Here is a 24,989-nt window from a genome sequence, read left to right as displayed (position 1 = left end):
AAATGCTGTATAACACCGCATAAAGTGAAAAGTTTTTCGTTATTTTGCATGCAAAACCTAAAACTTACAGCCTATGAACTGGTTTGACTTCAGCTTGAAACTTCCCATCACCGACCCTACATGGATATTCCTCCTTGTACTCCTCATTATATTGTTTGCTCCCATATTGTTGAATAAGCTTCGTATTCCGCACATTATCGGAATGATACTGGCGGGGCTTGTCATCGGGGAGCATGGTTTCAATATTTTGGTGCGTGACAGCAGTTTTGAACTTTTCGGCAAAGTAGGCTTGTATTACATCATGTTCCTTGCCGGTCTGGAAATGAATATGGGAGACTTCAAACAGAACCGGGGCAAAGCTCTTGTTTTGGGGCTCTTGGCTTTTATTGTGCCCATAGGCATAGGTTTGGTAACGAATATAGCTTTGTTGAAGTACGGGGTGCTGACCTCTGTCCTGCTGGCAAGTATGTATGCGTCGCATACGCTGGTGGCCTATCCCATCGTGATTCGTTACGGTGTGTCGCGGCATCGTAGTGTGAGCATTGCGGTGGGAGGAACGGCGGTTACGGATACACTCACTTTGCTGGTTCTGGCCGTTGTGGGTGGTATGTTCAAGGGAGAGTCGGACGGCTTCTTCTGGGTATGGCTTGTCATAAAGGTTATCTTCCTGGGTATTTTGATTGTATATCTGTTTCCACGCATAGGTCGTTGGTTCTTTCGGAGGTACGATGACAACGTAATGCAGTTCATATTCGTGCTTGCCATGGTTTTTCTCGGAGCCGGATTGATGGAGTTTGTGGGGATGGAGGGTATCCTGGGTGCTTTCCTGGCAGGTTTGGTATTGAACCGGCTGATTCCGCATGTCTCTCCGCTGATGAACCATCTGGAGTTTGTGGGCAACGCCTTGTTTATTCCCTATTTCCTGATAGGTGTGGGTATGCTGATTGATGTGCATGTGATTTTCGGTCATGGCGATGCTCTGAAAGTAGCGGCTGTAATGATTGTGGTGGCATTGGCTGGTAAATGGATTGCCTGCTGGCTGACGCAGAAAATATATAAGATGGAAGGGATTGAACGGGAGTTGATGTACGGATTGAGCAATGCACAGGCAGCGGCAACGCTGGCGGCTGTGTTGGTGGGATACAACATCATTCTGCCTGGTGGGGAACGCTTGCTGAATGATGATGTATTAAACGGTACCGTTCTGCTGATTCTTGTAACTTGCATCGTCAGTTCGTTTATTACGGAACGTGCCGCACGGAAGATTGCCATGGAGGAAGCCCATCTGGAAGCAAGTCGTTCCGTGGAGCCGGAGAAGATTCTGATTCCGATAGCCAACCCCGATACGATTGAAGACTTGATAAATCTTTCTTTGGTGATACGCGACCCGAAGCAACGGGATAATCTGTTAGCACTGAATGTCATCAACGACGATAGCAGTTCTGAAAGTGCTGAACTGCGCGGGAAACGCTATCTGGAAAAGGCTGCCATGATAACGGCCTCGGCAGATGTACCGTTGAGGCAAATTACACGTTATGACTTGAATATCGCTTCCGGAATTATCCATGCGGCAAAAGAATATGCAGCGACCGATGTCATTATAGGTCTGCACCGTAAAGTCAATATCGTGGACTCCTTCTTCGGTATGCTGACGGAGAATCTGCTGAAAGGCTTGCATCGCGAGGTGATGGTTTCCAAGTTCCTGATGCCCATTAACACAATCAGGCGGGTGATTGTGGCGGTACCTCCGAAAGCCGAGTATGAGGCGGGATTCCTGAAATGGGTGGAACATTTTTGCCGGTTGGGGAGTACTTTGAGTTGCCGGGTGCATTTTTATGCCAATGAAGAGACTACCGCCCATCTTCAAGGGCTGGTGAAAGCCAAATATGGACAGACATTGACAGACTTTTCCCGCCTGGACGATTGGGGGGACTTGCTGATATTGACCGGGCAAGTGAATTTTGACCATCTGTTAGTGATTATCAGTGCCCGTCGGGGCTCCATCTCCTATGACAGCTCCTTCGAGAAGTTGCCGGCACAAATCAGTAAATATTTTGCAAATAATAGTCTGATTGTATTGTATCCGGATCAACTAGGTGAACCGCAGGATGCGGTATCCTTCTCAAATCCGCGTGGCAACAATGAGTCGCAACATTACGAGAAGGTCGGCAAATGGTTTTATAAGTGGTTTAAAAAAAGCTGAAATGGAAGATTGGAAACAACGAACGCAACTCCTGCTGGGAGATGAAAAGATGGAACGGCTACGTAAAGCGCATGTACTTGTCGTAGGACTGGGTGGTGTAGGTGCTTATGCGGCCGAGATGATATGCCGTGCCGGAGTGGGGCGGATGACGATTGTCGATGCTGATACCGTGCAGCCTACGAACATAAACCGTCAGTTGCCGGCTCTGCATTCTACCTTGGGGCAGAAGAAGGCAGAGATATTGGCATCACGTTTCAGGGACATTAATCCGGCTCTGGAATTGAAAGTGTTTCCCGTATTCCTGAAAGATGAGAACATACCGGAACTGCTGGATGCAGCGGCTTATGACTTTGTGGTGGATGCCATTGATACGCTTGCTCCAAAATGCCATTTGATAGCGGAAACCATGAGGCGGCATATCAAGATTGTGTCCAGCATGGGGGCGGGAGCAAAGAGTGACATTACGCAAGTGCGCTTTGCCGATATATGGGATACCTATCATTGTGGATTGAGTAAGGCTGTGCGTAAGCGTCTGCAAAAAATGGGTATAAAGCGTAAGCTTCCTGTCGTTTTCAGTACGGAGCAAGCGGATTTGAAGGCGGTGTTGCTGACGGATGATGAGATGAACAAGAAGTCCACCTGTGGAACAGTGAGCTACATGCCCGCAGTTTTTGGCTGCTATTTGGCCGAATATGTAATTAAAAGACTATAGTAATAGCACTTGAAAGAAAACTATCAAATAGTAAATAGTAAATTGTCAAATTGTAAATAGCCTAGTGATTCATTTAGAGAATATAACGAAGAGTTTCGGTAACCTGCAAGTGTTGCGGGGTATTGACCTGGAGATAGAGAAAGGGGAGATTGTCAGCATTGTAGGCCCCAGTGGAGCGGGTAAAACTACCTTGCTGCAAATCATGGGTACGTTGGATATGCCGGATGGCGGTTCGGTGGTTATTGACGGTACACAAGTCAACCGTATGAGGGAGAAGGAACTTTCCGCATTCCGCAACCGCCATATCGGCTTTGTGTTCCAGTTCCATCAACTGCTGCCGGAGTTTACGGCTTTGGAGAATGTAATGATACCAGCCTTCATTGCCGGAAGAGGACAGCAGGAAGCCAAGGAGGCGGCCACGGAAATTCTTGAATTCATGGGGCTTGCCGAACGGGCCTCCCACAAGCCGAATGAGTTGTCGGGAGGTGAGAAGCAGCGTGTGGCGGTGGCCCGTGCTCTCATCAATCATCCGGCAGTGGTGCTGGCAGATGAACCTTCCGGCAGCTTGGATACCCATAATAAGGAAGAACTGCACCAGCTCTTTTTTGATTTACGTAACCGTTTCGGACAAACGTTTGTTGTCGTAACCCATGATGAAGGACTGGCGCAGCTCACCGACCGGACGATACATCTGATTGACGGGGAAATCAATAAAATGGTCTGAGCCTATTTCCCCGTGCCCATTACTCCCGAGTCATTGTCACTGTTGTTCACCTTTCGCTGTGCTGTCTTGAAACTGCGGCCGAACGAGAAGTAGCAGGGAAAGTTTACCAGGAATATGCGGGAGCTCTCATTTCTTCATATTGATATGATGGTTCTAATCCTTATTGCAGTAGACCTTCCTGCTTTCAAGGCGTTTCTGCTTGTTAAACGAAATGAGTGGTGAAAAGGTTACATCAGACATTGAAGAATGTTGCATGATGCTGTTATTCAAAGCAAACGTAGTGACTGATTTTCTCCAAATCGGTATCGGAGAATTCCTCGTAAAGTGCAAAAGGTTTCAGACTATGAAGGTTGCCTTTCTTCTTTCGGTATTCTACAATGGCCTTTGCTTGGTAGAAGTTGATGTAAGGATGGTTGCGTAGCCTCTCTAGGCTACTACGGTTCAGGTTGATGAGGCGGATGGCCCGGGTGTCGATGGAAAACCAAGACTGCAATTGGCTGGTGTCCAAATGGATTTCTTGTAGTTGCGTGATGTCGTAGAATCCTCCCAGGCGTTGTCGGTAACTGATGATTAGACGGGCAATGCTGCTACCGATGCCTGGTATTTTCTTCAGCTCTGTGGTGTCGGCGCGGTTCAAGTCGACAAGGGTTCCGGCCGGATATTTTTCCGGTGCAATTCGGGAAGTGGCAGCGCTGTCATTGCTTGCAGGAGAGCTGTACAACCGGGCGGTTCTTGTTTCTGTGTCTTCCGGAGTGATGTGGATATAGGGCAGGAGCGTCTGATATTGTTTTTCTGTCATTCCATATATTTTCCGGAAATCTTCCGCCTTACGGAACTTCCCCCCTTTGCTACGGTAGCGGAGTATGTTTCGCACCATCCATCCGGGCAGTCCCTGTCGACAAAAAGTGACGGAGTCGGCGGTATTGGGATTAAAACGGGCCAGGGAGACAGTTGGAGGGTGCTTTAGGAGAGAAGAATTAAATCTGTTGTCCCATTTTTGTTCCTTTTCTTGTATGGATGCGATGAACGATTCGTATTCTGCCATGGCAGTGGCCTGCCGCCGGATTGCTTCATCGGAGAGGGGGCGGTTTTCTCTTTGGTATATATAAATATACCCGGAGAGAAAGACGAGAATGATGCCGGTAATCAAAACCAGTATTCCGCGTCTTTCTCCTCGGGAGAAATAAAGGAATTCTTTAAAAGGATTCTGCATGATAGCTTATTTTAGAAAACCCAGTTCATTGATAAAAATCAGTGCAATTCCTGTTGGGGCGATGTATCTCAGAATGAATATCAGCAGCTTGTAGACGGATACTTTCAGAGTTCCGTTGTTGCTGACTTCTTCCCATACGATTTTTTTGTCCAGATGCCATCCTATGAAAATGGAAATGAAGAAACCGCCTAACGGCAACATTAGCTTGGCTGTTACAAAGTCGAACAAATCGAACAGGTTTAGCCCGAATACGGTATAGCTCTTGCCGATGCCGAGAGACAGTGAGCAGAAAACTCCCAAGAAAATGCAGCCGGCTGTTACGTATCTGGCTGCCTTGCTGCGTGAAAGCTTGAATTCTTCATGCAGATAGGCGGTTACCACTTCGTGCAGGGAAATGGTGGAAGTAAGTGCTGCCAATGCCAGTAGGATATAGAACATCAGAGATAGCAGGACTGCCAGCCAGGGAATATTGCCGAATGCTTGCTGAAAGACATTGGGTAGGGTGATGAACAATAGACTGGGACCTGCATCCGGTTGGATACCCACAGAGAAGGCGGCAGGGAAGATGATGAATCCTGCTAGGATGGCTACCATGGTGTCGATAGCGGCCACGTTGAGTGCCGTTTTGGACAAGTTTGTATCGTTACGGAAATAGGAAGCATACGTACAGAGACATCCCATCCCAAGACTTAGGGAGAAAAATGCCTGCCCCATAGCTCCAAGGAACACATTGCCGTCCACTTTGCTGAAGTCCGGTTTCAGCAGGAATTCAATGCCTGCTCCTGCACCGGGCAGGGATATGGAGCAGATGGCAAGGATTATCAATAGGACAAACAGCATCGGCATCATGATTTTGGCTGATTTTTCAATACCTTTTTCCACTCCTTTGACAATGATGAGATGGGTGGCCAGCAGGAATAGCACCAGCCAGATGACCGGACGCCAGGGGTTGCTGACAAAGCTGTTGAAGGATGAGATGAAATCGGCTGCCGACTTCCCGGCAAAACTGTTGGTAGCCGCTTCGCCGATAAACTCAAGCGTCCATCCTGCCACAACGGAGTAATATCCCAGAATAAGGAATCCGGCCAGTACGCCCATACGTCCTACCCAGCGCCAATGCGTGCCGGGTGCTAATTTCTGATAAGCCCTTGCCGTATTGGCACGCGAGTGCCTGCCGATGAGGAATTCTGCAATCATGATGGGGATGCCGAGAATGAGCACACAAACCAGGTATACAAGGATAAATGCCGCACCTCCGTGATTCCCGGTCTCAAACGGGAAACGCCAGATGTTACCTAAACCTACTGCGGAGCCTGCCGAGGCAAGTATGACGCCTAATTTGCTTCCGAAGTTAGCTCTGTCACTTTTTGTCATAAAACGTAGATTTTTCTTTCAATTCGTTATTAATACCACCTAAAACATGCAAATATAGAAAATGTTCTGTACTTTTGCGCACAGTTCGTTGATAATTTGGTATATGCTATATTATATTAAGAAATATCCGGTGTCGCTTTTTATTATTCTGACGGTGATTTATCTTTCATTCTTTAAACCGCCTTCTACAGAAATAAGCAAGATTCCCAATATAGACAAGGTGGTGCATATCTGTATGTATTTCGGCATGTCGGGAATGCTGTGGCTGGAGTTTCTTCGCGCTCACCGGAGAGACAACACCCCTTTATGGCATGCATGGGCAGGGGCGTTTGTCTGTCCCGTTTTGTTCAGCGGAATGGTGGAGTTGCTGCAAGAATACTGCACGACATACCGTGGCGGAGACTGGCTGGATTTTGCGGCCAATACCATGGGAGCGGTGCTTGCATCAATGGTCGGCTATTTCATTTTAAGGCCGAGGATGAAATAGGATTATAAATATTCAACTACGGAACTTAGCTTGATTCCGTTCGATCCTTTTATCAGAATTGTTTTCCCACAAGGTTTCTCTCTTTGCAGCTCTGCGATGAGTGCGGTTACATCGGGATAACTCTGATAAGAGTGGCGTGTGGCGGCAAACAATTCCCCTACAAGAGCTACGTTCTTGAATCCGCATTCTTCCAGATAGTCTGTAATCTTCTGGTGCTCGTCGGCACTGTCTTTGCCCAACTCCCGCATATCTCCTAATATCAGCATTTTGTTTTCGGCCTGCATGTTCCGGAAGTTACTGATGGAAGCCATCATGCTGGTGGGATTGGCATTATAGGCATCGATAATCAGAGTGTTGTCCGCTGTTTTTTTCAGTTGTGAACGGTTGTTTTGCGGGGTATATCCAGCCAGTGCTTTATCTATTTTCTCCGGTTCCACACCAAAAAAATGTCCGATGGTGACAGCCGCCAGAGCATTGGGGAAGTTATATTCACCGATAAGCCGAGTCTGTACTTCGTGATATTTGCTTTCATTGCCCGTTTTCCACTCGAAGGTGAGGTAAGGAGAATTGCTGGTGACGTGTCCGTTGATGTACAGCCCGTCCTCATTGCCGTAGGCAATCTGACGGAGTCCGTAGGCTATCTTTTTTAAGCAGGGATTGTCGTTATGGATGAAGATGGTAGCTTCTTTCCGCATCCGCAGATAGTCGTACATCTCTCCTTTGGTCTTGATGACCCCTTCAAAAGAGCCGAATCCTTCCAGATGTGCTTTTCCTACGTTGGTAATTATTCCGTAGTCAGGTTCGGCTATCTCTACCAGCTCCTTGATGTCTCCCGGGTGGCTGGCACCCATTTCCACCACGGCAAGGTCGTGTTCAGGGCGCAGGCGGAGCAAAGTGAGGGGAACACCGATGTGATTGTTCAAATTTCCCAAGGTATAGAGCACGTTGTGAGTTTGCGAAAGTACGGTGGACATCAGCTCCTTGGTAGTAGTCTTTCCGTTTGTACCCGTAATGCCGATGATAGGGGTACGCATTTGCCGACGGTGGTAATTGGCAAGTTGTTGCAAGGTTTTCAAGCTGTTTTCCACCACGATGTATCGTGTATCGCCTTCGGGGGCATAGGCTTCTTCGTCCACTATGGCATAAGCGCTTCCGCTTTCCAGCGCCCGGGAGGCAAAGGCATTTCCGTTGAACGACTCGCCTTTCAGCGCAATGAATAAAGAGCCTTGGGGGCAGTTACGGCTGTCAGTAGTGACACTGGCGCATGCTAGGAATATTTGATGTATAGCTGTTATATCCATGACTTTATAATTAAATCAATCTGGTAATTTGTAGTGAACCATTGTGCAAAGATATAGTTTTAATCTTCTCTCTTCTTGGACACAAGCAAAAAACTTATCAGTTTTATGAGTTTATGTATTTTGAAACCACTTTTTTGTTTACATTTGCAGGTACTATATAGAATAGAGAGCCTATGGAAATTCCAACTACCAAATATATAAATGTCAACGGTTCGTTGCTAGACCTCTCCAAGTCTCGTGTCATGGGCGTACTGAACGTTACTCCTGATTCCTTTTATGCCGGTAGCCGTACACAGACAGAGGTGGAAATTGCACGTCGGGTAAAACAAATAGTTTCGGAGGGAGCGGCCATTATTGACATAGGTGCTTACTCCTCCCGTCCCAATGCCGACAATGTCTCTGCTCGGGAGGAGATGGAACGGTTGCGTATGGGCTTGAAAATACTTTTTGAGATACAGCCGGATGCTGTGGTGTCGGTAGACACTTTCAGGGCGGATGTGGCAAGAATGTGTGTGGAGGAGTATGGTGTTGCCATCATCAATGATATTGCGGCCGGTGAGATGGATGCGGATATGTTCCATACCGTTGCGGCGTTGAACGTACCTTATATTATGATGCACATGCAAGGTACTCCGCAAAGTATGCAACAGCATCCTCATTACGACAATCTTCTGGAAGAGGTTTTCCTGTATTTTGCACGCAAGGTGCAGCAATTACGTGACTTAGGTGTGAAAGACATCATTCTGGACCCCGGTTTCGGCTTTGGAAAGACAATGGAACATAATTATGAATTGCTGTCCCATCTGGAAGAGTTCCGCATTTTTGAGTTGCCCTTGCTGGTAGGTGTTTCACGTAAATCGATGATATACCGCTTGTTGGACATTACTCCTCAGGAGGCGCTGAATGGTACCACGGTGCTCGATACCATCTGTCTGCTGAAAGGTGCTGACATCCTTCGCGTACACGACGTGAAAGAAGCCGTGGAAACCGTACGGATTGTGCAAGCCATGCAAAATAATTCATAACTTATAACTCAATTCGCTGTGTTTTTTGAATTTGGAATAAAAGATTTTATAGATATTCTGTTAGTGGCTTTCTTGCTATATTATACGTATAAGCTGATGAAAGCCTCCGGCTCTATAAATGTGTTTACGGGTATCTTGGTGTTTATCCTGATATGGCTGGTGGTGTCACAAGTGTTGGAGATGAAATTGCTTGGCTCCATCTTCGACAAGCTGGTCAGTGTGGGCGTGTTGGCGCTTATCATTTTGTTTCAGGACGAGATACGGCGCTTCCTGCTGACACTCGGTTCGCATCAGCATGCCAGTGCGCTGGTGCGCTTCTTCACTGGCAATAAGAAAGAGAAGTTGGAGCATGACGATATTATGCCGGTGGTAATGGCATGTATCAGTATGGGAAAACAGAAGGTTGGTGCCTTGATTGTTGTTGAGCATAATCTGCCTTTGGATGATGTGGTGCGTACGGGAGAAATTATCAATGCTGATATAAACCAGCGCTTGATTGAGAATATTTTCTTTAAGAACAGTCCGTTGCACGATGGAGCGATGGTTATCAGTAAGAAACGTATCAAGGCGGCGGGATGTATCCTGCCCGTTTCCCATAATTTGGACATTCCCAAGGAATTGGGGTTGAGGCATCGTGCCGCCATGGGAATCTCCCAGGTGTCTGATGCTCATGCCATCATTGTGTCGGAGGAAACCGGAGGTATTTCAGTGGCTTACAAAGGGCAATTCTATCTGCGCCTGAATGCTGAGGAATTGGAAAGTTTGTTAACAAAGGAAAGCTGAGGTGTGACAAAATCTTCTGCTTTTACGTCATATAACATATGATATAAAACAAAAAAATATCTTATAACTAATAACTGAAAAGGATGGATAGACGAAATTTCTTACGGACGGGAAGTCTGGCGATGTTAGGTTCGCTGGCGGTACCCTCGTTGGCTATGCCTGCGTCAGTACGCGGAGCTTTAGGAGGAGCAGATAATCAGTCTGCCGTAGCTTCGGCAATGGCTCATTTTGGCGTAACAGAGGCTGACTTGAAGAAAGTGATGGTTGCCGCTCTGGAAAAAGGCGGTAATTATGCCGACCTTTATTTTGAACACACATTCAACAACAGTGTGGTTCTGATGGACGGCAAAGTAAACAGATGCGGTTCTAACATAGACTTCGGTATGGGCGTGCGCGTATTGGCGGGCGACCAGACAGGCTATGCTTATGTAGAGGGAGTAACTTTGGAAGAAATGTTGCGTGCTGCCCGGACTGCAGCCCGTATTGCTTCTTCGGGCAAGGCAGGCAAGCCGGTGGGGCTGACGGAAAAGACAATTGCCAAAAGCCGCTATGCTGTCGCCGAACCTTGGGAGGACGTAAGTATCAAGACTAAAATCCCCTATCTGGAAAAACTGAACGAAAAGATTTTCTCTTTGGATAATCGGGTGCGCAAGGTGCAGGCATCACTTTCAGATACTACCTCGCACGTGCTTTTCTGCAATTCCGAGGGTGTGAGCTACTATGATTATCGCCCGATGGTCTCTTTTGCGGCTGTCTGTATCATGGAAGAAAATGGAAAGATGGAGAACGGTTATGCTGCTCGTTCTTACCGTAAGGGATTTGAATTCCTGACGGACGACATCGTGGATATTCTTGCACGTGAGGCGGTGGATAAGACTGCTATCTTGTTCAAGGCTGTGAAACCCAAAGGTGGCGAAATGCCTGTCGTGATGGGGGCAGGCGGTTCGGGTATCTTGTTGCACGAAGCCATAGGACATGCTTTTGAAGCCGATTTCAACCGGAAACGTACTTCCATCTTCTGCGACCTCCTTGGAAAGAAGATTTGCAACGAACATATCAATGTGGTGGACGACGGTACCATCGCCTTCAATCGCGGCTCTGTAAACTTTGATGATGAAGGAGTGGAAGGACAAAAGACCTATATCGTGAAAGAGGGAATACTGACCAGTTACCTGCATGACCGTATTAGTGCCAAGCACTATGGTGTGGCTCCTACCGGAAACGGACGTCGCGATACTTTCCGCAATACTCCTATTCCTCGTATGCGTGCCACTTACATGGAAGCAGGCAACGTGAAAGAGGAAGACATTATCTCCACCGTGAAGAATGGTATCTATTGCGACCAGTTCACTAACGGCCAGGTACAAATCGGTGCCGGAGACTTTACCTTCTTCGTTAAATCGGGTTACTTGATTGAAGACGGCAAACTGACGCAACCTGTCAAGGATATCAACATCATCGGAAACGGTCCGAAGGCATTGGCAGACATTACGATGGTGGCAAGCAATGATAAGATTGACAACGGTACATGGACGTGTGGCAAAGATGGTCAGTCTTGTCCCGTTACCTGTGGTATGCCGTCGGCACTGGTCAGCAAACTGACTGTGGGAGGTGAAAGTTAAATATTAATGGAGAATTGATAGCTGATGATTGATAATGTTTCTTTCATTGTCAACTATCAACTGTCAACTATCACTATCAATTAAGGATATGATTACAGACGACAATAAAAAATTGGCACAATGGGCTATGGAGTATGCCTTGAAGAACGGCTGCCAAGCAGCCAAACTGGTGCTGTATACGAACTCTAATTCTTCTTTCGAGCTGCGTGACGGCAAGATGGACCGTTTGCAGCAGGCTACGGAAAACGGATTGGGACTGAATCTTTATGTGGACGGACGTTTCGGCTCGTTCTCTACCAATCGCTTGAACAAAAAAGAATTGGAAACACTGATTAAGAACGGTATCGATTCTACCCGTTATCTGGCAGTGGATGAGTCGCGCATCTTGGCCGATCCGGCGCGTTACTATAAAGGGGGAAAACCCGATTTGCAACTTTTTGACAAGACGCTCTACAATCTCAACCCCGATGACAAAGTGGAACTGGCCAAGGTTGCGGCCGGAGAAGTGATGGGCAAAGACGAACGTGTTATTTCGGTAGATTCTTCCTACAGCGACGGTGAAAGTTCTTCTTACCGCTTGATAAGCAATGGCTTTGAAGGAGAATCGAAAAGCACTTGGTTCTCTGTGTCGGCCAGCGTTTCCATAAAGGGAGAAGGAGAGGCGCGTCCGCAGGATTATTGGTATGGTTCATCCTTGTTCTATGATAAACTGACCAAAACGGGAATCGGTGCCAAGGCATTGGAACGCGTATTGCGCAAGTTGGGACAGAAGAAAGCAAAGTCGGGTAAATATGCAATGGTGGTTGATCCTATGAATGTGGGAAATCTGCTCAGCCCGATGCTAAGTGCATTGTACGGTAGTGCTCTGCAGCAAAAAAACTCCTTCCTGATGGATAAGCTGGATGCGAAAGTGGCTTCCAGTCTCTTCACGTTGCGTGACGAGCCGCATGCTATCGGTGCAAACGGTTCACGCTATTTTGACAACGAAGGGGTGGCCACACAGCCGCGTGCTATCTTTGACGGAGGAGTATTGAAAACTTATTTCATTGATACTTACAATGCCAAAAAAATGGGTGTGGCTCCTACCATCAGTTCGCCTTCGCGCCTGATTCTGACACCGGGCGACAAAGACCTGAAGGGGTTGGTGGCCGATGTGCAGCAAGGAATCTTGGTTACCGGTTTCAATGGAGGAAACAGCAACAGCAGCACCGGAGATTTCTCTTACGGTATAGAGGGTTTCTTAATTGAAAACGGACAGCTGACACAGCCCGTCAACGAGATGAATGTGACGGGTAATATGATTACGTTGTGGAATTCTCTGGCAGCCGTGGGTAATGACCCGCAGCCGAACCGCTCATGGCAGATTCCTTCGCTGGTATTCGATGGGGTTAACTTCAGCGGATTGTAATGCTAGTTCAGCATCAGGCTCATATATGGGCTTGATGTTGTAAATATCTTTTCGGTGAGTTCGCCGATTGTAAGTGCCAAGTGGCTGCCCGGCAGACGCTTGGCACTATTCATACATTTACCATTGTTCAGGTAGTAGTAGCCGTTATTGGCACTGACCTGTTCATCGGTAAGATGAATGTTGAGTTTCAGTTCCGGATGGGCTGCGGCATGGATTTGCAACATGGTTTTGGCATTGATGATGCGTGCCATGCCCAAAAGTTGGCTTTCATCGGTAGCGGGAGGAGTGAGAACCCGGACGGACGGGAGATTCAGGCTTTGGCAGATAAGTTGAAGCAGTAAGGTTTTTGTTGCAGGAGTATCTGACACGATTTCTCCAATGCGCCAGTAGTCTTTCCTTATAGGATAGGTAATGGCCAAAGCTGTGATTTCCTCTCCTTTGTTCAAAGTGCAAACGGAGCCCTTCTCCAGTTGCAAATCGGCAATGATAACCCGGAAATCCTCCTCCGTATGCTGGATGCAGCAAGGGCACTCCCGTAATTTCCGATTGAAATATTCATATTTTTTTTCAGTATATTCGGCAGACATTTCCAGGGTGAAGCCCGTGTCGGCTGCCGGTGTGTCGGAAGCGATGAATGTCTCTTCGGTATAACGGAATACGGGGGCATAACCGCTCCGGGCATAGTAGTCGAACAGCCACGGTTCTGCCGGTATCAGGGTAGACAAGGAGGCATTATTGTGCAACATCCGTGCAAAGGCTTGCGATAACAGCTCTTGCATTACGCCCCGATTACGGTAATCAGGATGTGTGCAGGCGCCTGATATATAGGCTGTATGAATATCTTCTCCTTCGAACGTCATAGGATAAGGCAACATCTGTAGGGCGGCAATCACTTCTTCACCGCTCTGGATGGCAATATTGACATCATTGTTGTAGCGGAGTTGAAAATACATTTCAGTAAACTCCTCGCTATCATTGAAACAGAGCTTCCATAAATTCTTTACCTTTTCTTGTATCATCAACCCCTTGTCTTTTTAATCCCTACCTCTTACTTTCACCACTTGATTGCTTCTACCGGTTCATCTCTCAAGCATGCCACGTATTTTTCCAGAATAATGGCAGGCTGGTACGAAAGTTTGGCCTTGCGCAATCCTTCAATACCCAAATCCTCTTCACGGTTGAGGTAGACATACTGTTCAGAGATATGGTTGGCAAATTCATAGTTAATCATTGCGTACGCTCCGTCTATGCTGGTATCGGCCTTTTCCACATGTATCCCAAAAGTATCTTGGTTGATGGGCATTCCGAAAGTGAAGGCGGCAATCTTGCCGTCTACATGCAGGATGCCTCCGGTCAGTCCCAGTTCCTCAAAATTGTGGAGGGCGTAGACCAGTGCGCGACGTTCGTTGCCCGTTCCTTCATGCTGGTCGCAGTTGTTGGCCTTGCACCATTCGGTTTCCAAGTCCATACATTCTTGGATGCGGTCGGGAGTGATGGGGGTATATTCGTAGTTATAGGTGCGCTTGAATTTGTTGACATGATTTCGTTTGGACTGGAATTTCTTTCCGGCAAGCGTGGCGAGATCTGTACGCAGATATAGGTAGTCGGCATAGTCCCGATCTGCTGTGAATTGGAATTTTCCGGGCATGAAGGCTTCCAGTTCCGAGCACATGCTCGAGCATATCCCCAGCAGGCAGAAAGGTTCCCCTTCCCGGTGTGCGTCTTCAACCAGTGCATCTAGTACTTTTTTCAAATTCCCGTTGCCTATCGGCATCATGTACACCGGTTTGCCGTTTGCCCAGAATTTCAGTAAGAGGAAGCCTTCTATGATGGCAAACTTTGTATTGTATAGAAAGCGCCAGCTGCATAGGTTGGAGAATGAGAGGTCGCAATTCCTTCGCGGACTGTTCTGTGTATAGGAAGTGATAAGTTCTTTGTCTTGTAATTCGATATCTTTAAATGCAATCATGCGTTATTTTTAGTTGGTTATGATTATAATAACAAAAATAAGAAGATTTTGTTAGAGTAGCCCTAATAATCGCAGAATAGTTGGAGTCAACAATGCTGTGAAGATACCGTTCAGGGTCAGGCCAAGACTGGCGAATGCGCCGTATTTGCGGCTGATGTCCATGGCTGTGGAAGTTCCTACCGCATGGGCGGCGGCTCCCAAGGAAAGGCCTTGTGCCATAGGGCTGCCAATGTGGGTCAGTTTCATGGTCTTGAAGCCCAGTATTCCACCCAGCAAGCCTACACAGACCACTACGGCGGCGGTGAGTGAGGGAATGCCACCCAGCGACTTGGTTACTTCCATAGCTATCGGTGTAGTGACAGACTTGGGTGCCAGAGAGTAGATAATTTCGTCGGAAGCTCCCATCAGTTTAGCTATCAGCACAACCGAGACAACTCCTACAATGCAGCCGGCAAGTTGTGACAGCATGATGGGGAGCAACTGTTTCTTAATCGTTTCCAATTGGAGGTATAGGGGTACTCCCAAGGCTACAACAGCGGGTTTCAGCCAGAATTCTATCAGATGCCCTCCTTCATTGTAGGTCTCATAACTGATATGCGTCATCTTCAGGAAGACAATAAGGATGGCAATTGTCAGCAGGATAGGATTTAGCAGCATGATGCCGGTCTTTTTCTGCAGAAGTTTGGCCAGAAAGAAAATCCCGAAGGTGACGGCCAATAGGAAAAACTCGTTTTCTAAAAAGTTCATTTGATTTTACGTGTTAGTTGATGAACCCATCCGGTGACTACAATCACCAGCAGGGTGCTGATTATGGAAGCGGTCACTATCGGCCAGAACTCGGAGGCGATAACATCGAAGTAAAGCATGAGGGCTACACCGGGCGGAACAAAGAAGAACCCCAGGTTGGCAACCAGAAAGTCGGACATGCCCTGCACCCAGTGCAGTTTAATCCAACCCAATTTCAAGAACAGGGTGAGCAACAGCATACCGATGATGCTGGAAGGCAGTTTGATGCCTGTTAAGAAAACTATTAGTTCCCCCAGGGCTAAACATCCGAAGAGGATGGCGCATTGACGAATCATAATACCTATTGTTATACGTTGAAAACGCTGCAAAGGTAGGTATTCTATGTATTGTTTGTTACCGTTGTATCCTGATTTTTTTCATGTCGTTGGTAGAGTCGGGCGAGTTGTCCCTGCGGGACGGGTAATTGTTTATTGTAGAGGGATATGTGTACGTACACATGAATGCCGGGAGTACCTAATGTTAAATATTATAATAATTGTCGTTTAGGCAGTAAAAAGAGTGGCGTTTGCAATGTAGATATTGCAAAATTGTGTACTTTTGCGGTGTGAATAGCACATACTGCCGATTCTTAATAGACAATTAAAATATCATGCAAAGATTAATTAACGAAATTGTTGAGCGTGCCAAAGCAAACCGCCAACGAATTGTTCTTCCCGAGGGTACGGAAGAACGTACATTGAAAGCTGCCAATCAAATCCTGACTGACGGAGTAGCCGACTTGATTATCCTTGGAAACCCTGCCGAGATAGAGGCTTGTGCCAAAGAGTGGGGGCTGGGAAACATAAATAAGGCTACTATTATCGACCCGGAAGACCATCCTAAGAAAGAAGAATATGCCCAGTTGCTTTGCGAGCTCCGCAAGAAGAAAGGCATGACCATCGAAGAGGCCCGTAAACTGGTTGTCGACCCGCTTTATCTGGGCTGCCTGATTATAAAGAATGGAGATGCTGATGGCCAGTTGGCAGGTGCACGTAACACTACGGGTAATGTACTTCGCCCTGCTTTGCAGATTATCAAGACCTCTCCCGGTATCACATGTGTCTCGGGTGCTATGTTGCTACTGACTCATGCTCCCGAGTATGGCAAGAACGGTGTTCTTGTGATGGGTGACGTGGCTGTGACTCCGGTGCCCGATGCTTCGCAATTGGCACAGATTGCCGTATGTACGGCTCGCACTGCTCAGGCTGTTGCCGGTCTCGACCCCAAAGTGGCCATGCTGAGTTTCTCTACCAAGGGCTCTGCCAAGCATGAAGTAGTGGACAAAGTGACTGAGGCTTTGAAGATAGCCAAAGAAATGGCTCCTGACATTGCCATCGATGGTGAATTGCAGGCCGATGCCGCCTTGGTGCCGGAAGTAGGTGCAAGCAAGGCTCCGGGTTCTTCCATTGCCGGACATGCCAATGTACTGGTTGTTCCCAGCCTTGAGGTGGGCAATATTTCCTACAAGCTGGTGCAACGTCTGGGACATGCCGATGCCGTAGGTCCCATCCTGCAAGGTATCGCCCGTCCGGTGAACGACCTCTCTCGCGGTTGCTCCATCGAGGATGTCTATCGTATGATTGCCATCACTGCCAACCAGGCCATTGCTGCCAAAAAACTTGCTGAATAATTTAAAAATCTGATAGGTTATATGAAAATCTTAGTATTGAACTGCGGTAGCTCGTCCATCAAATACAAATTGTTTGATATGGACCGGAAAGAAGTTATCGCTCAGGGTGGTATCGAAAAAATTGGTTTGAAGGACTCTTTTCTGAAGTTCACTTTGCCCGGTGGCGAGAAGAAAGTGCTTGAAAAGGACATCCCAGAGCATACCGTAGGTGTGGAATTTATCCTGAACACCTTGACAAGCCCTGAATATGGAGCCATCAAGTCTTTGGATGAAATTAACGCTGTGGGTCACCGTATGGTGCATGGAGGCGAAAAGTTCAGCGAGTCTGTACGGCTGACTCCGGAAGTGCTGGCTGCTTTTACTGCTTGCAATGACTTGGCTCCGCTTCATAATCCTGCCAACTTGAAAGGTGTAAATGCAATTGCTGCCATTCTGCCCAATGTTCCGCAGATTGGTGTATTCGATACAGCTTTCCACCAGACTATGCCGAAGCATGCCTACATGTATGCTGTTCCTTATGAACTTTATGAGAAGTATGGTGTACGCCGTTATGGTTTCCACGGAACTTCCCACCGTTATGTTTCACAACGTATTTGCGAATTCCTTGGCGTGCAGCCAGAGGGAAAGAAAATCATCACTTGTCACATCGGTAACGGTGGCTCTATTACTGCTATCAAAGATGGTAAGTGCATGGACACCAGTATGGGATTGACGCCATTGGAAGGTTTAATGATGGGTACCCGTAGCGGTGACATTGATGCAGGTGCTGTATCGTTCATCATGGAGAAAGAAGGTCTGGATGCTAACGGTATCTCTAATCTGCTGAATAAGAAGAGTGGTGTGTTAGGTATTTTTGGTGAGTCCAGTGATATGCGTGACCTGGAAAATGCGGTAGCTGCCGGTAATCCGAGAGGCATCTTGGCTGAACAAATGTACTTCTATCGCATCAAGAAATATATCGGTGCATACGCTGCTGCATTGGGTGGTGTGGATATCATCGTATTTACGGGCGGTGTCGGAGAAAATCAGGCAAGTGCCCGTTGGGGTGCCTGCGAGGGTCTGGAATTCATGGGTGTGAAACTGGATGCCGAGAAGAACAATGTCCGCGGTGAAGAGATGGTCATCTCTGCCGATGATTCCAAGGTGAAGGTAGTGGTAATCCCCACTGACGAGGAGCTGATGATTGCTTCGGACACGATGGATATTCTGAAGAAGTAATATCGCTGTAATATTTCCCGGTTCCGGCTTCCCGGAGTCCGGATGTGGTTTCGCCCCTGCAAATATGTAATGTATTTGTAGGGGCGAAATGTTTTCCGAATCCTTTAAAATCCTTATCTTTGTTACTTGGTTAAAAACAATAAAGGCAATTTTCCGAATAACTTTAAATAAGAACTGCTTATGAAACGATTAATGTATGTGTTGTTCTTTGTACTGCTGACCAGCGGCATGGCCTATGCCCAGCAGGCGAAGTACGTGTTTTATTTCATCGGTGATGGAATGGGTGTGAACCAGGTGAACGGTACGGAGATGTATCTGGCCGAACAAGAAGGGCGTATCGGTGTAAAGCCTTTGCTGTTTACTACATTCCCGGTTGCCAGCATGGCGACTACTTTTTCTGCCACCAACTCGGTGACCGACTCTTCTGCTGCCGGAACAGCCCTGGCTACCGGTGCGAAAACTTACAATGGTGCCATCGGCATGGACGATAACAAAAGTGTTCTACAGAGTGTGGCCGATAGAGCCAAGAAGTCCGGTAAGAAAGTTGGAGTAACTACCAGCGTCAGCGTAGACCATGCTACTCCCGCTGCATTCTATGCCCACCAGCCGAACCGTAGCATGTATTACGAAATAGCCCTCGACTTGCCGAAAGCCGGTTTCGACTTCTATGCAGGCGGCGGTTTCTTGAAACCGACCACTACTGCCGACAAGAAAGAGGCTCCGAGCATTTTCCCTATCTTTGAAGAAGCCGGTTATACCGTTGCAAGAGGTCTTGACGAATACAAGGCGAAGTCTGCCTGCGCAGATAAGATGATCCTTATCCAGAAAGAAGGTGCAGAGCCTTCTTGCCTGCCTTATGCCATCGACCGCCAGGAAGGTGACTTGACGCTGGCCGAAATTACCGAAAGTGCCATCGCTTTCCTGACCAAAGGCAGTAATAAGGGTTTCTTCCTGATGGTGGAAGGTGGAAAGATTGACTGGGCCTGTCACGGTAACGACCCCGCCACAGTCTTTGAGGAAGTGGTGGACATGGACAATGCCATCAAGGTGGCTTACGAGTTCTATAAGAAGCATCCCAAAGAAACGCTGATTGTGGTAACTGCCGACCATGAAACCGGTGGTATGGGTCTGGGTACCGGTAAGTACGAGCTTCAACTGAAAGCCCTTGCCAAGCAGAAGCAGTCTCAGGATATTCTTTCACGTTCCATCACGGACTTACGTAAGATGCGCAAGGTTATCAACTGGCCGGAAATGAAGGAATTCCTGGCAGAAAAGATGGGTTTCTGGAAAGAGTTGCCGGTGAGCTGGGAGCAGGAGAAGATGCTGCGTGATGCTTACGAAGAATCATTTGTGAACAAGCATGTAGTGTTTGAGGAAAGTCTTTATGCCAAGACTGAGCCCCTGGCCGTTGCCGCCAAGAAGGTGATGAGCCAGATTGCCATGGTAGGCTGGACCGGCGGCGGCCATACAGCCGGATATGTGCCGGTATTCGCAGTAGGTGCAGGCTCCAAGCTGTTTGTGGGTAAGATGGACAACACGGAAATCCCGAAACGCATAGCCAAGGCTGGCGGATACAAATAATATAAATTCACTCAGGTTACGCGGATTCTCACAGATTGGACGCTCTGATATCAAGTATAAGAGGCTAATCTATGAGAATCCGTGCTATTTTTCGGCAATCGGGTCGTTTCTGTAAATCATATATGTGTGGTAGTGGTATGATGGTCGACGATTTGAATATACGTATTATAGCTTTGTCTCTCCCTCCACATAATCTTCGAGGAAGAGGTTCTCGCCGTCGAAGACGGCATACGAGAAGTAGTTTATCCAGTCGCCGAGGATGAGTATACGGGCGGTACTGCTCAGCATCAGGTCCAGCTCGATGTGGCGGTGGCCGTAGATGAAGTAGTTGATGTTGGGATGGCTTTTTAGGTATTCCTTGGTGTAGAGCACCAGATATTCATTGTTTTCTCCCATGTATTCGGGCTCTTTTCCGTCTACGCGCTTCATGCGGCTGTGTTTGGCCCAGTTCAGCCCCAATTCCATGCTCCAGCGGGGGTGCAGGGCAGAGAATAATGTCTGGAGGGTGCGGCTGTGGAACATGGTGCGCAATATCTTGAACTTCTTGTCCGGATCGCCCAATCCGTCACCGTGGGCAAGGTAGAACTCTTTCCCGAAGATTTCGGTGGTCAGCGGTTCGCGGTGTATAATGACGCCGCACTCCTTGGTCAGATAGTCGCCACACCAAAGGTCATGGTTTCCCGTGAAAAAGTGGACTTCCACTCCCAAATCGGTCAGTTCGGACAGTTTGCCCAGAAAGCGAGTGTAGCCTTTGGGCACTACGGTACGGAATTCGTACCAGAAGTCGAACATGTCTCCCAGCAGATATACGGCCGATGCCTTGTGTTTGATGCTGTCCAGGAAATTGACCAGCCGCCGTTCTTGGGTTCGCCCATGTTCGATGGCTCGTGAGCCCAAGTGAGCATCCGAGAGGAAATATACATTTTTCATTATCAACTATCCATTATCAATTAGTTAAAGAAATCCCAGCTCCAGTTTCGCTTCTTCGCTCATCATGTCCTTGTCCCACTCGGGCTCGAAGACGAGATTGATGGTGGCGGAGGTCACCCCGTCGATGGATTCCACTTTCTGGCGCACATCTTCCATGATGAAGTCGGCTGCCGGACAGTTGGGGGCGGTCAGCGTCATGTCGATGGTTGTTTCTCCCAGGTCGGAGACGTCTATTTTGTAAATCAGTCCAAGGTCGTATACGTTGACCGGTATTTCCGGGTCGAATACGGTCTTGAGCATGGAGACTATTTTCTCTTCTATTTCAAATCTGGTCATATTTGTAAGGTCTTATATGTAGGTTTTCAAAGAACAAAGCTATGGAATTTAATTGAAAATGCCAAGTAACGCCCTTCTTTTCATTACTTCGGGGCCACGGCTTTTTCATTTAAAGGAGTTCTCGGGAGTTAGAAGGGGGTATCGCCCTTCGGCCTTAGGAATTGAAGGCCGATGGTTCTGTTGATGTATAGCGATACTGTCTTTCCACCGCAACGTCGGCATCCGACAGAATGACATCCGGCTGTTTCTTTACTGCATGTGCATGCCGGGGAAGCGGTCTCCATCTTCTTCATCTGCCCTCGGACTAGTGTCTTTGAAAGTGAACGACCCGGGTCGTCTGATTGAACAACCCTAGTCGTTCGATTGAACAACTCAGGTCGTTCGATTGAACGACTAGGGTTGTTCACTTATAAAAATATATATCATGTGCTGAATGCGAAAGTATGTCGGGGCTGTGGAACCATCTTGGTTGGCGGCAGAATGGCTTCTCGGGTTTTTGGTTTCCGGCATGCGGGAAACTGAAAATCCGCATGTGCAGTGAAGGGGGGGAGAGAAGTTTCACCGGAAAACCCGATGGATAGGCAGACGGGAGAAGAAGATGAAGGATGTGAAAGGTGAAAAAGCGATGTAGCCTGTGGCGGGATGGTACGGAAAAACGGAAAGGGCTGAGGTCAGATAATCCCTTCGTCATTGAAGCTGTAATACTTTCCGTCCGTGACGATGATGTGGTCGGTCAGGCGTATGTTCATGGTCTGGGCGGCTTTTCTTACAAGCTCCGTAAGGCTGCGGTCGGCATGGCTGGGGGAGGGATTCCCCGATGGGTGGTTGTGGATAAGAACTATTTGTACGGCACGCTGTAGCAGGGCTTCGCGTAGAATGGTGCGGACGTCGGCGGTGGTCTGGTCGATGCCGCCGCGGCTGATGCGTACTTTGTCGATGACTTTAGCGGCTTGGTTCAGGAGCAGCACCCAGAACTCTTCGGTGGGGAGGTCGCAAAGCAGGGGATGGAACAGCTCGTAGATGTCGGCAGAGGAGCGGATGGCGGTACGTTCGGAGCGTTCCTGCAGTTTGCGGCGTTTGCCCAGTTCCAAGGCTGCCATGATGGTGATGCTCTTGGCGGGGCCGAAGCCCTTGAAGCGGGAAAAGTCGCGCACCTCCCATTTGCCCAGTTGGCTGAGGTCGTTGTTGCAGGCGGCAAGTACTCGCTGCATCAGGGCCACGGCGCTTTCCTCCGTATTGCCGGAGCCGATGAGGATGGCTAGCAGTTCAGCGTCGCTCAAGGCTTCCGCTCCTTTTTGCATCATCTTTTCCCGCGGGCGGTCTTCTGCAGCCCACTGGTTGATATTCAGTTTCTCCATTCCTTACCTTTCTTTTTCCGATTTTTCAAATTTGTCTGTCTTCGCCGATTCCTAATCTCTCCTTGTCACTTGTAAAAGTTCTTTTTGAACGCCTCGAACTCATCTTTGCCAAGTATGCAACGGTTCCACCAGGCGCGCAGGAACCCCGTCCCGTATCCGATGAGCTGGATGAAGGAGGCTGCAACGGAGTGGAGCCCGATGCTGAGGCTACGGTTCCGGATAGTGGAGTCGGTGCATACCAGAAGCGCATAAAGAGCGATGGGCAGCAGACTGTACGGACAGAAGGGCGTTCCCAGCAGGAATATGGCCACTCCCAGGGTGAATGCGGCAGGTAGCAGATGGACGGGCTTCAGTGATTCCGGATACTTCTTGTACAGATTGATGCGGGCAATCCCGGAATTGTGTACCTGCTTGAAGAACTTCCGGAAGTCTGTCCGGCGCTTGTGGTACACCCAGGCGCCTGGAAACAGCCGGCATGTATGTCCTCCCTTGAAGATTCGGATGCTGAAGTCGATGTCTTCCCCGAAACGCATCCGCGAGAATCCGCCTAGGGCTTGGTACACTTCCCGCCGCACACCCATGTTGAAGCTGCGCGGGTAGAACTTGTCCATCTTCTTCTTTCCCCCGCGGATGCCGCCGGTGGTGAAGAAGGAGGTCATGGAGTAGTTGATGGCTTTCTGTATGTCTGTGAATGACTCGTGTGCCCGGTCGGGGCCTCCGAAGGCATCGGCGGCTTCATGCTGCAGTTCCTTTTCCACTGCATGGAAATAGCCTTCGGGCAGGATGCAGTCTGAATCCAGTATTATCAGGTATTCGCCCTTGCTTCGTTCCGCCCCGTAGTTGCGGGTCTGCCCGGGGCCGGAGTTGGGCTTGTCATAGTAATGCACGTCCAATAGTTCCTGATGCTTCTCTATGACTGGCTTGCAGGGGATGGAGGACCCGTCCTCCACTACAATCACTTCAAAATCCTTGAAACTTTGTCGCGTCAAGCTATGCAGCAGTTCGTCCACCTCATCGGGGCGGTTGTATACGGGGATGATGACGGAGTATCTCATTGGTATGGCTCTATGTTTTGGTTGTCTCCGCAAAGATATATCATTTAAACTTTGCAGATGAATAAATGGAAAGAAAAATCCCCGGATGCCGAGCGGCACCGGGGATGATATGAAAAGGACATTTGCCTAATTTCCAAAAGGGATTATGCTTTTACTCGGCTTACGTAAGAACCGTCGCGCGTGTCGATTTCGATAGTCTCGCCTTCGTTGATGAACAAGGGAACGCGGACCGTTGCGCCCGATTCCACGGTAGCGGGCTTCAGGGTGTTGGTTGCGGTGTCGCCTTTCAGACCCGGTTCGGTATATGTAATCTTCATCTGAACCTTGATAGGCATATCGGCATAAAGAACAGTTTCGGTAGAGGCATCGGAAACTACGTCTACTACCATACCTTCGAGCAGGAAGTCTACGCCGTTAATCAGGTCGTGGGCGATAGGAATTTGGTCAAAAGTTTCCTGGTTCATGAACAGGAAGTCATCTCCTTCTTTGTAGAGGAACTGGTGGGGACGACGCTCTACACGTACATCTTCCAGTTTCTCACCGATGTTGAAACGACGTTCCAAAACGTAGCCGTTCACCACGTCTTTCAGTTTGGTACGCATGAAGGTGTTACCTTTTCCCGGCTTTACATGCAGGAAGTCGATACAGAAATACAGCTTGCCGTCCATGCGGATGCAAGTTCCGATTTTAATGTCTTGGGCATTAATCATACTTATAGTCTTTAATATTATTATATTAGTATATGCTTCTCGTGCTGGTTTGCGGGTACAAAAGTAATGGAAATCGGTAAAAAACACAAAAACTTTTGAGAGAAAATGAGTTATCTCTTGGTTTATTTGAAAAAAGTACCTATTTTTGCAGCCCGAATTCGTGAGAATAATAACATAAAACAAGATACAGTAATGAAAAGAACATTTCAACCTTCTAACAGAAAGAGAAAGAACAAACACGGTTTCCGTGAGAGAATGGCTACAGCAAACGGCCGCAGAGTATTGGCAGCACGTCGTGCTAAAGGCAGAAAGAAACTGACTGTTTCTGACGAATACAACGGAGTAAAGGCATAATTGCCACCTTTTTCCAAAAGAAATGAGGAAGCTGCAAATAGCGATATTTGCAGCTTCCTGTGTAATAGGGGGGCTCTTAAACGGGAATCAGCCGGAATCTTGTAGATATGCTGGATAGTGAGTGTTTTGGGGCTGGCTTCCTTGATTGATAGTTTCTGTTCTTTTACTGTTGTTCCTTGGTTCCTTTAGTTGGGTATCAGACTGCCGTAA

At 48.0% G+C, this 24,989-nt stretch carries 25 protein-coding genes; 12 read left to right on the top strand and 13 right to left on the bottom strand.

Annotated elements, in window-relative coordinates; all coding sequences use genetic code 11:
- Nucleotides 1–73: 73 nt before the first annotated feature.
- From M1B78_RS11325 to M1B78_RS11315, 3 genes are all read left to right on the top strand, one after another.
- A complete protein-coding gene (locus tag M1B78_RS11325; protein WP_257940709.1) occupies nt 74–2,203 on the top strand; it encodes a cation:proton antiporter in 2,130 nt (709 codons plus the stop codon).
- Between the two features lies 1 nt (nt 2,204).
- Nucleotides 2,205–2,915 (top strand): tRNA threonylcarbamoyladenosine dehydratase, encoded by a 711-nt coding sequence (locus tag M1B78_RS11320; protein WP_257940708.1) that lies wholly within the window; start codon nt 2,205–2,207, stop codon nt 2,913–2,915.
- A 64-nt stretch (nt 2,916–2,979) separates the two neighbouring features.
- On the top strand, nt 2,980–3,639 hold the full coding sequence (locus M1B78_RS11315) for an ABC transporter ATP-binding protein (protein WP_257940707.1): 660 nt from the start codon (nt 2,980–2,982) through the stop codon (nt 3,637–3,639).
- Between the two features lie 262 nt (nt 3,640–3,901).
- Here M1B78_RS11315 and M1B78_RS11310 read toward each other — a convergent pair whose 3' ends face one another.
- Both M1B78_RS11310 and M1B78_RS11305 read right to left on the bottom strand, forming a co-directional pair.
- Nucleotides 3,902–4,852, bottom strand: coding sequence for a ComEA family DNA-binding protein (locus tag M1B78_RS11310; protein ID WP_257940706.1), 951 nt, complete (start codon nt 4,850–4,852; stop codon nt 3,902–3,904).
- Between the two features lie 6 nt (nt 4,853–4,858).
- Nucleotides 4,859–6,226, bottom strand: a complete 1,368-nt coding sequence (locus tag M1B78_RS11305) for a sodium-dependent transporter (RefSeq protein ID WP_257940705.1) — start codon at nt 6,224–6,226, stop codon at nt 4,859–4,861.
- Nucleotides 6,227–6,329: 103 nt separating this feature from the next.
- On the opposite strand from M1B78_RS11305, the gene M1B78_RS11300 reads away from it, so the two are divergent.
- Entirely contained in the window at nt 6,330–6,713 is a 384-nt protein-coding gene (locus M1B78_RS11300) for a VanZ family protein (RefSeq protein ID WP_257940704.1), read from the top strand.
- 2 nt (nt 6,714–6,715) lie between these two features.
- On the opposite strand, the gene M1B78_RS11295 is transcribed toward M1B78_RS11300, so the two are convergent.
- Nucleotides 6,716–8,014 carry a UDP-N-acetylmuramoyl-tripeptide--D-alanyl-D-alanine ligase gene (locus M1B78_RS11295; protein ID WP_257940703.1) on the bottom strand — a complete coding sequence of 433 codons (1,299 nt, stop codon included), beginning with the start codon at nt 8,012–8,014 and terminating at the stop codon, nt 6,716–6,718.
- Nucleotides 8,015–8,187: 173 nt separating this feature from the next.
- On the opposite strand from M1B78_RS11295, the gene folP reads away from it, so the two are divergent.
- From folP to M1B78_RS11275, 4 genes are all read left to right on the top strand, one after another.
- Nucleotides 8,188–9,039, top strand: a complete 852-nt coding sequence (folP, locus tag M1B78_RS11290; RefSeq protein ID WP_176468535.1) for a dihydropteroate synthase — start codon at nt 8,188–8,190, stop codon at nt 9,037–9,039.
- An 18-nt stretch (nt 9,040–9,057) separates the two neighbouring features.
- Entirely contained in the window at nt 9,058–9,822 is a 765-nt protein-coding gene (gene cdaA / locus M1B78_RS11285; RefSeq protein WP_136008932.1) for a diadenylate cyclase CdaA, read from the top strand.
- An 83-nt stretch (nt 9,823–9,905) separates the two neighbouring features.
- Complete coding sequence (locus M1B78_RS11280; RefSeq protein WP_136008933.1) at nt 9,906–11,444, top strand: TldD/PmbA family protein; 1,539 nt, start codon at nt 9,906–9,908, stop codon at nt 11,442–11,444.
- Between the two features lie 88 nt (nt 11,445–11,532).
- Nucleotides 11,533–12,852 (top strand): TldD/PmbA family protein, encoded by a 1,320-nt coding sequence (locus tag M1B78_RS11275; protein WP_257940702.1) that lies wholly within the window; start codon nt 11,533–11,535, stop codon nt 12,850–12,852.
- Nucleotides 12,853–12,854: 2 nt separating this feature from the next.
- Here M1B78_RS11275 and M1B78_RS11270 read toward each other — a convergent pair whose 3' ends face one another.
- The 4 genes from M1B78_RS11270 to M1B78_RS11255 are packed head-to-tail and all read right to left on the bottom strand — an operon-like array spanning nt 12,855 to nt 15,903.
- Nucleotides 12,855–13,871, bottom strand: a complete 1,017-nt coding sequence (locus tag M1B78_RS11270) for a GNAT family N-acetyltransferase (RefSeq protein WP_257940701.1) — start codon at nt 13,869–13,871, stop codon at nt 12,855–12,857.
- A 35-nt stretch (nt 13,872–13,906) separates the two neighbouring features.
- Nucleotides 13,907–14,821 (bottom strand): DUF2156 domain-containing protein, encoded by a 915-nt coding sequence (locus tag M1B78_RS11265; RefSeq protein WP_257940700.1) that lies wholly within the window; start codon nt 14,819–14,821, stop codon nt 13,907–13,909.
- 51 nt (nt 14,822–14,872) lie between these two features.
- Nucleotides 14,873–15,568: an LrgB family protein gene (locus M1B78_RS11260; protein ID WP_257930915.1), complete on the bottom strand. Its 696-nt coding sequence runs from the start codon at nt 15,566–15,568 to the stop codon at nt 14,873–14,875.
- Complete coding sequence (locus M1B78_RS11255; RefSeq protein WP_117600260.1) at nt 15,565–15,903, bottom strand: CidA/LrgA family protein; 339 nt, start codon at nt 15,901–15,903, stop codon at nt 15,565–15,567. The genes M1B78_RS11260 and M1B78_RS11255 overlap by 4 nt, the downstream gene beginning before the upstream one ends.
- Before the next feature lie 314 nt (nt 15,904–16,217).
- Between M1B78_RS11255 and pta the strand changes: the two genes are divergently transcribed.
- The 3 genes from pta to M1B78_RS11240 all read left to right on the top strand — a co-directional run bounded on the left by pta (nt 16,218) and on the right by M1B78_RS11240 (nt 20,036).
- Entirely contained in the window at nt 16,218–17,237 is a 1,020-nt protein-coding gene (gene pta / locus M1B78_RS11250) for a phosphate acetyltransferase (protein ID WP_136008938.1), read from the top strand.
- Between the two features lie 21 nt (nt 17,238–17,258).
- Nucleotides 17,259–18,455: an acetate/propionate family kinase gene (locus M1B78_RS11245; protein ID WP_257940699.1), complete on the top strand. Its 1,197-nt coding sequence runs from the start codon at nt 17,259–17,261 to the stop codon at nt 18,453–18,455.
- Nucleotides 18,456–18,635: 180 nt separating this feature from the next.
- Nucleotides 18,636–20,036, top strand: a complete 1,401-nt coding sequence (locus M1B78_RS11240; RefSeq protein WP_257940698.1) for an alkaline phosphatase — start codon at nt 18,636–18,638, stop codon at nt 20,034–20,036.
- Between the two features lie 165 nt (nt 20,037–20,201).
- Here the strand turns inward: M1B78_RS11240 and M1B78_RS11235 are convergent, their stop codons facing one another.
- The 6 genes from M1B78_RS11235 to efp form a co-directional block, all read right to left on the bottom strand.
- On the bottom strand, nt 20,202–20,966 hold the full coding sequence (locus M1B78_RS11235; RefSeq protein WP_257940697.1) for a UDP-2,3-diacylglucosamine diphosphatase: 765 nt from the start codon (nt 20,964–20,966) through the stop codon (nt 20,202–20,204).
- 24 nt (nt 20,967–20,990) lie between these two features.
- Nucleotides 20,991–21,302, bottom strand: coding sequence for a metal-sulfur cluster assembly factor (locus tag M1B78_RS11230; protein WP_136008943.1), 312 nt, complete (start codon nt 21,300–21,302; stop codon nt 20,991–20,993).
- 128 nt (nt 21,303–21,430) lie between these two features.
- Nucleotides 21,431–21,595, bottom strand: coding sequence for a hypothetical protein (locus tag M1B78_RS11225; RefSeq protein ID WP_257940696.1), 165 nt, complete (start codon nt 21,593–21,595; stop codon nt 21,431–21,433).
- A gap of 378 nt (nt 21,596–21,973) precedes the next feature.
- Complete coding sequence (gene radC / locus M1B78_RS11220) at nt 21,974–22,660, bottom strand: RadC family protein (protein ID WP_257930910.1); 687 nt, start codon at nt 22,658–22,660, stop codon at nt 21,974–21,976.
- A 65-nt stretch (nt 22,661–22,725) separates the two neighbouring features.
- On the bottom strand, nt 22,726–23,715 hold the full coding sequence (locus M1B78_RS11215) for a glycosyltransferase (protein WP_176468529.1): 990 nt from the start codon (nt 23,713–23,715) through the stop codon (nt 22,726–22,728).
- Between the two features lie 143 nt (nt 23,716–23,858).
- Entirely contained in the window at nt 23,859–24,425 is a 567-nt protein-coding gene (gene efp, locus M1B78_RS11210; RefSeq protein ID WP_136008946.1) for an elongation factor P, read from the bottom strand.
- Nucleotides 24,426–24,617: 192 nt separating this feature from the next.
- On the opposite strand from efp, the gene rpmH reads away from it, so the two are divergent.
- On the top strand, nt 24,618–24,779 hold the full coding sequence (gene rpmH / locus M1B78_RS11205; protein ID WP_004292199.1) for a 50S ribosomal protein L34: 162 nt from the start codon (nt 24,618–24,620) through the stop codon (nt 24,777–24,779).
- Nucleotides 24,780–24,989: the final 210 nt, after the last annotated feature.

Source organism: Bacteroides muris (ex Fokt et al. 2023) (assembly GCF_024704895.1).
GTDB lineage: Bacteria > Bacteroidota > Bacteroidia > Bacteroidales > Bacteroidaceae > Bacteroides > Bacteroides muris.
The sequence above is the reverse complement of the archived record's forward strand: the minus strand, read 5'-3'. Positions and strand labels throughout refer to the sequence as shown.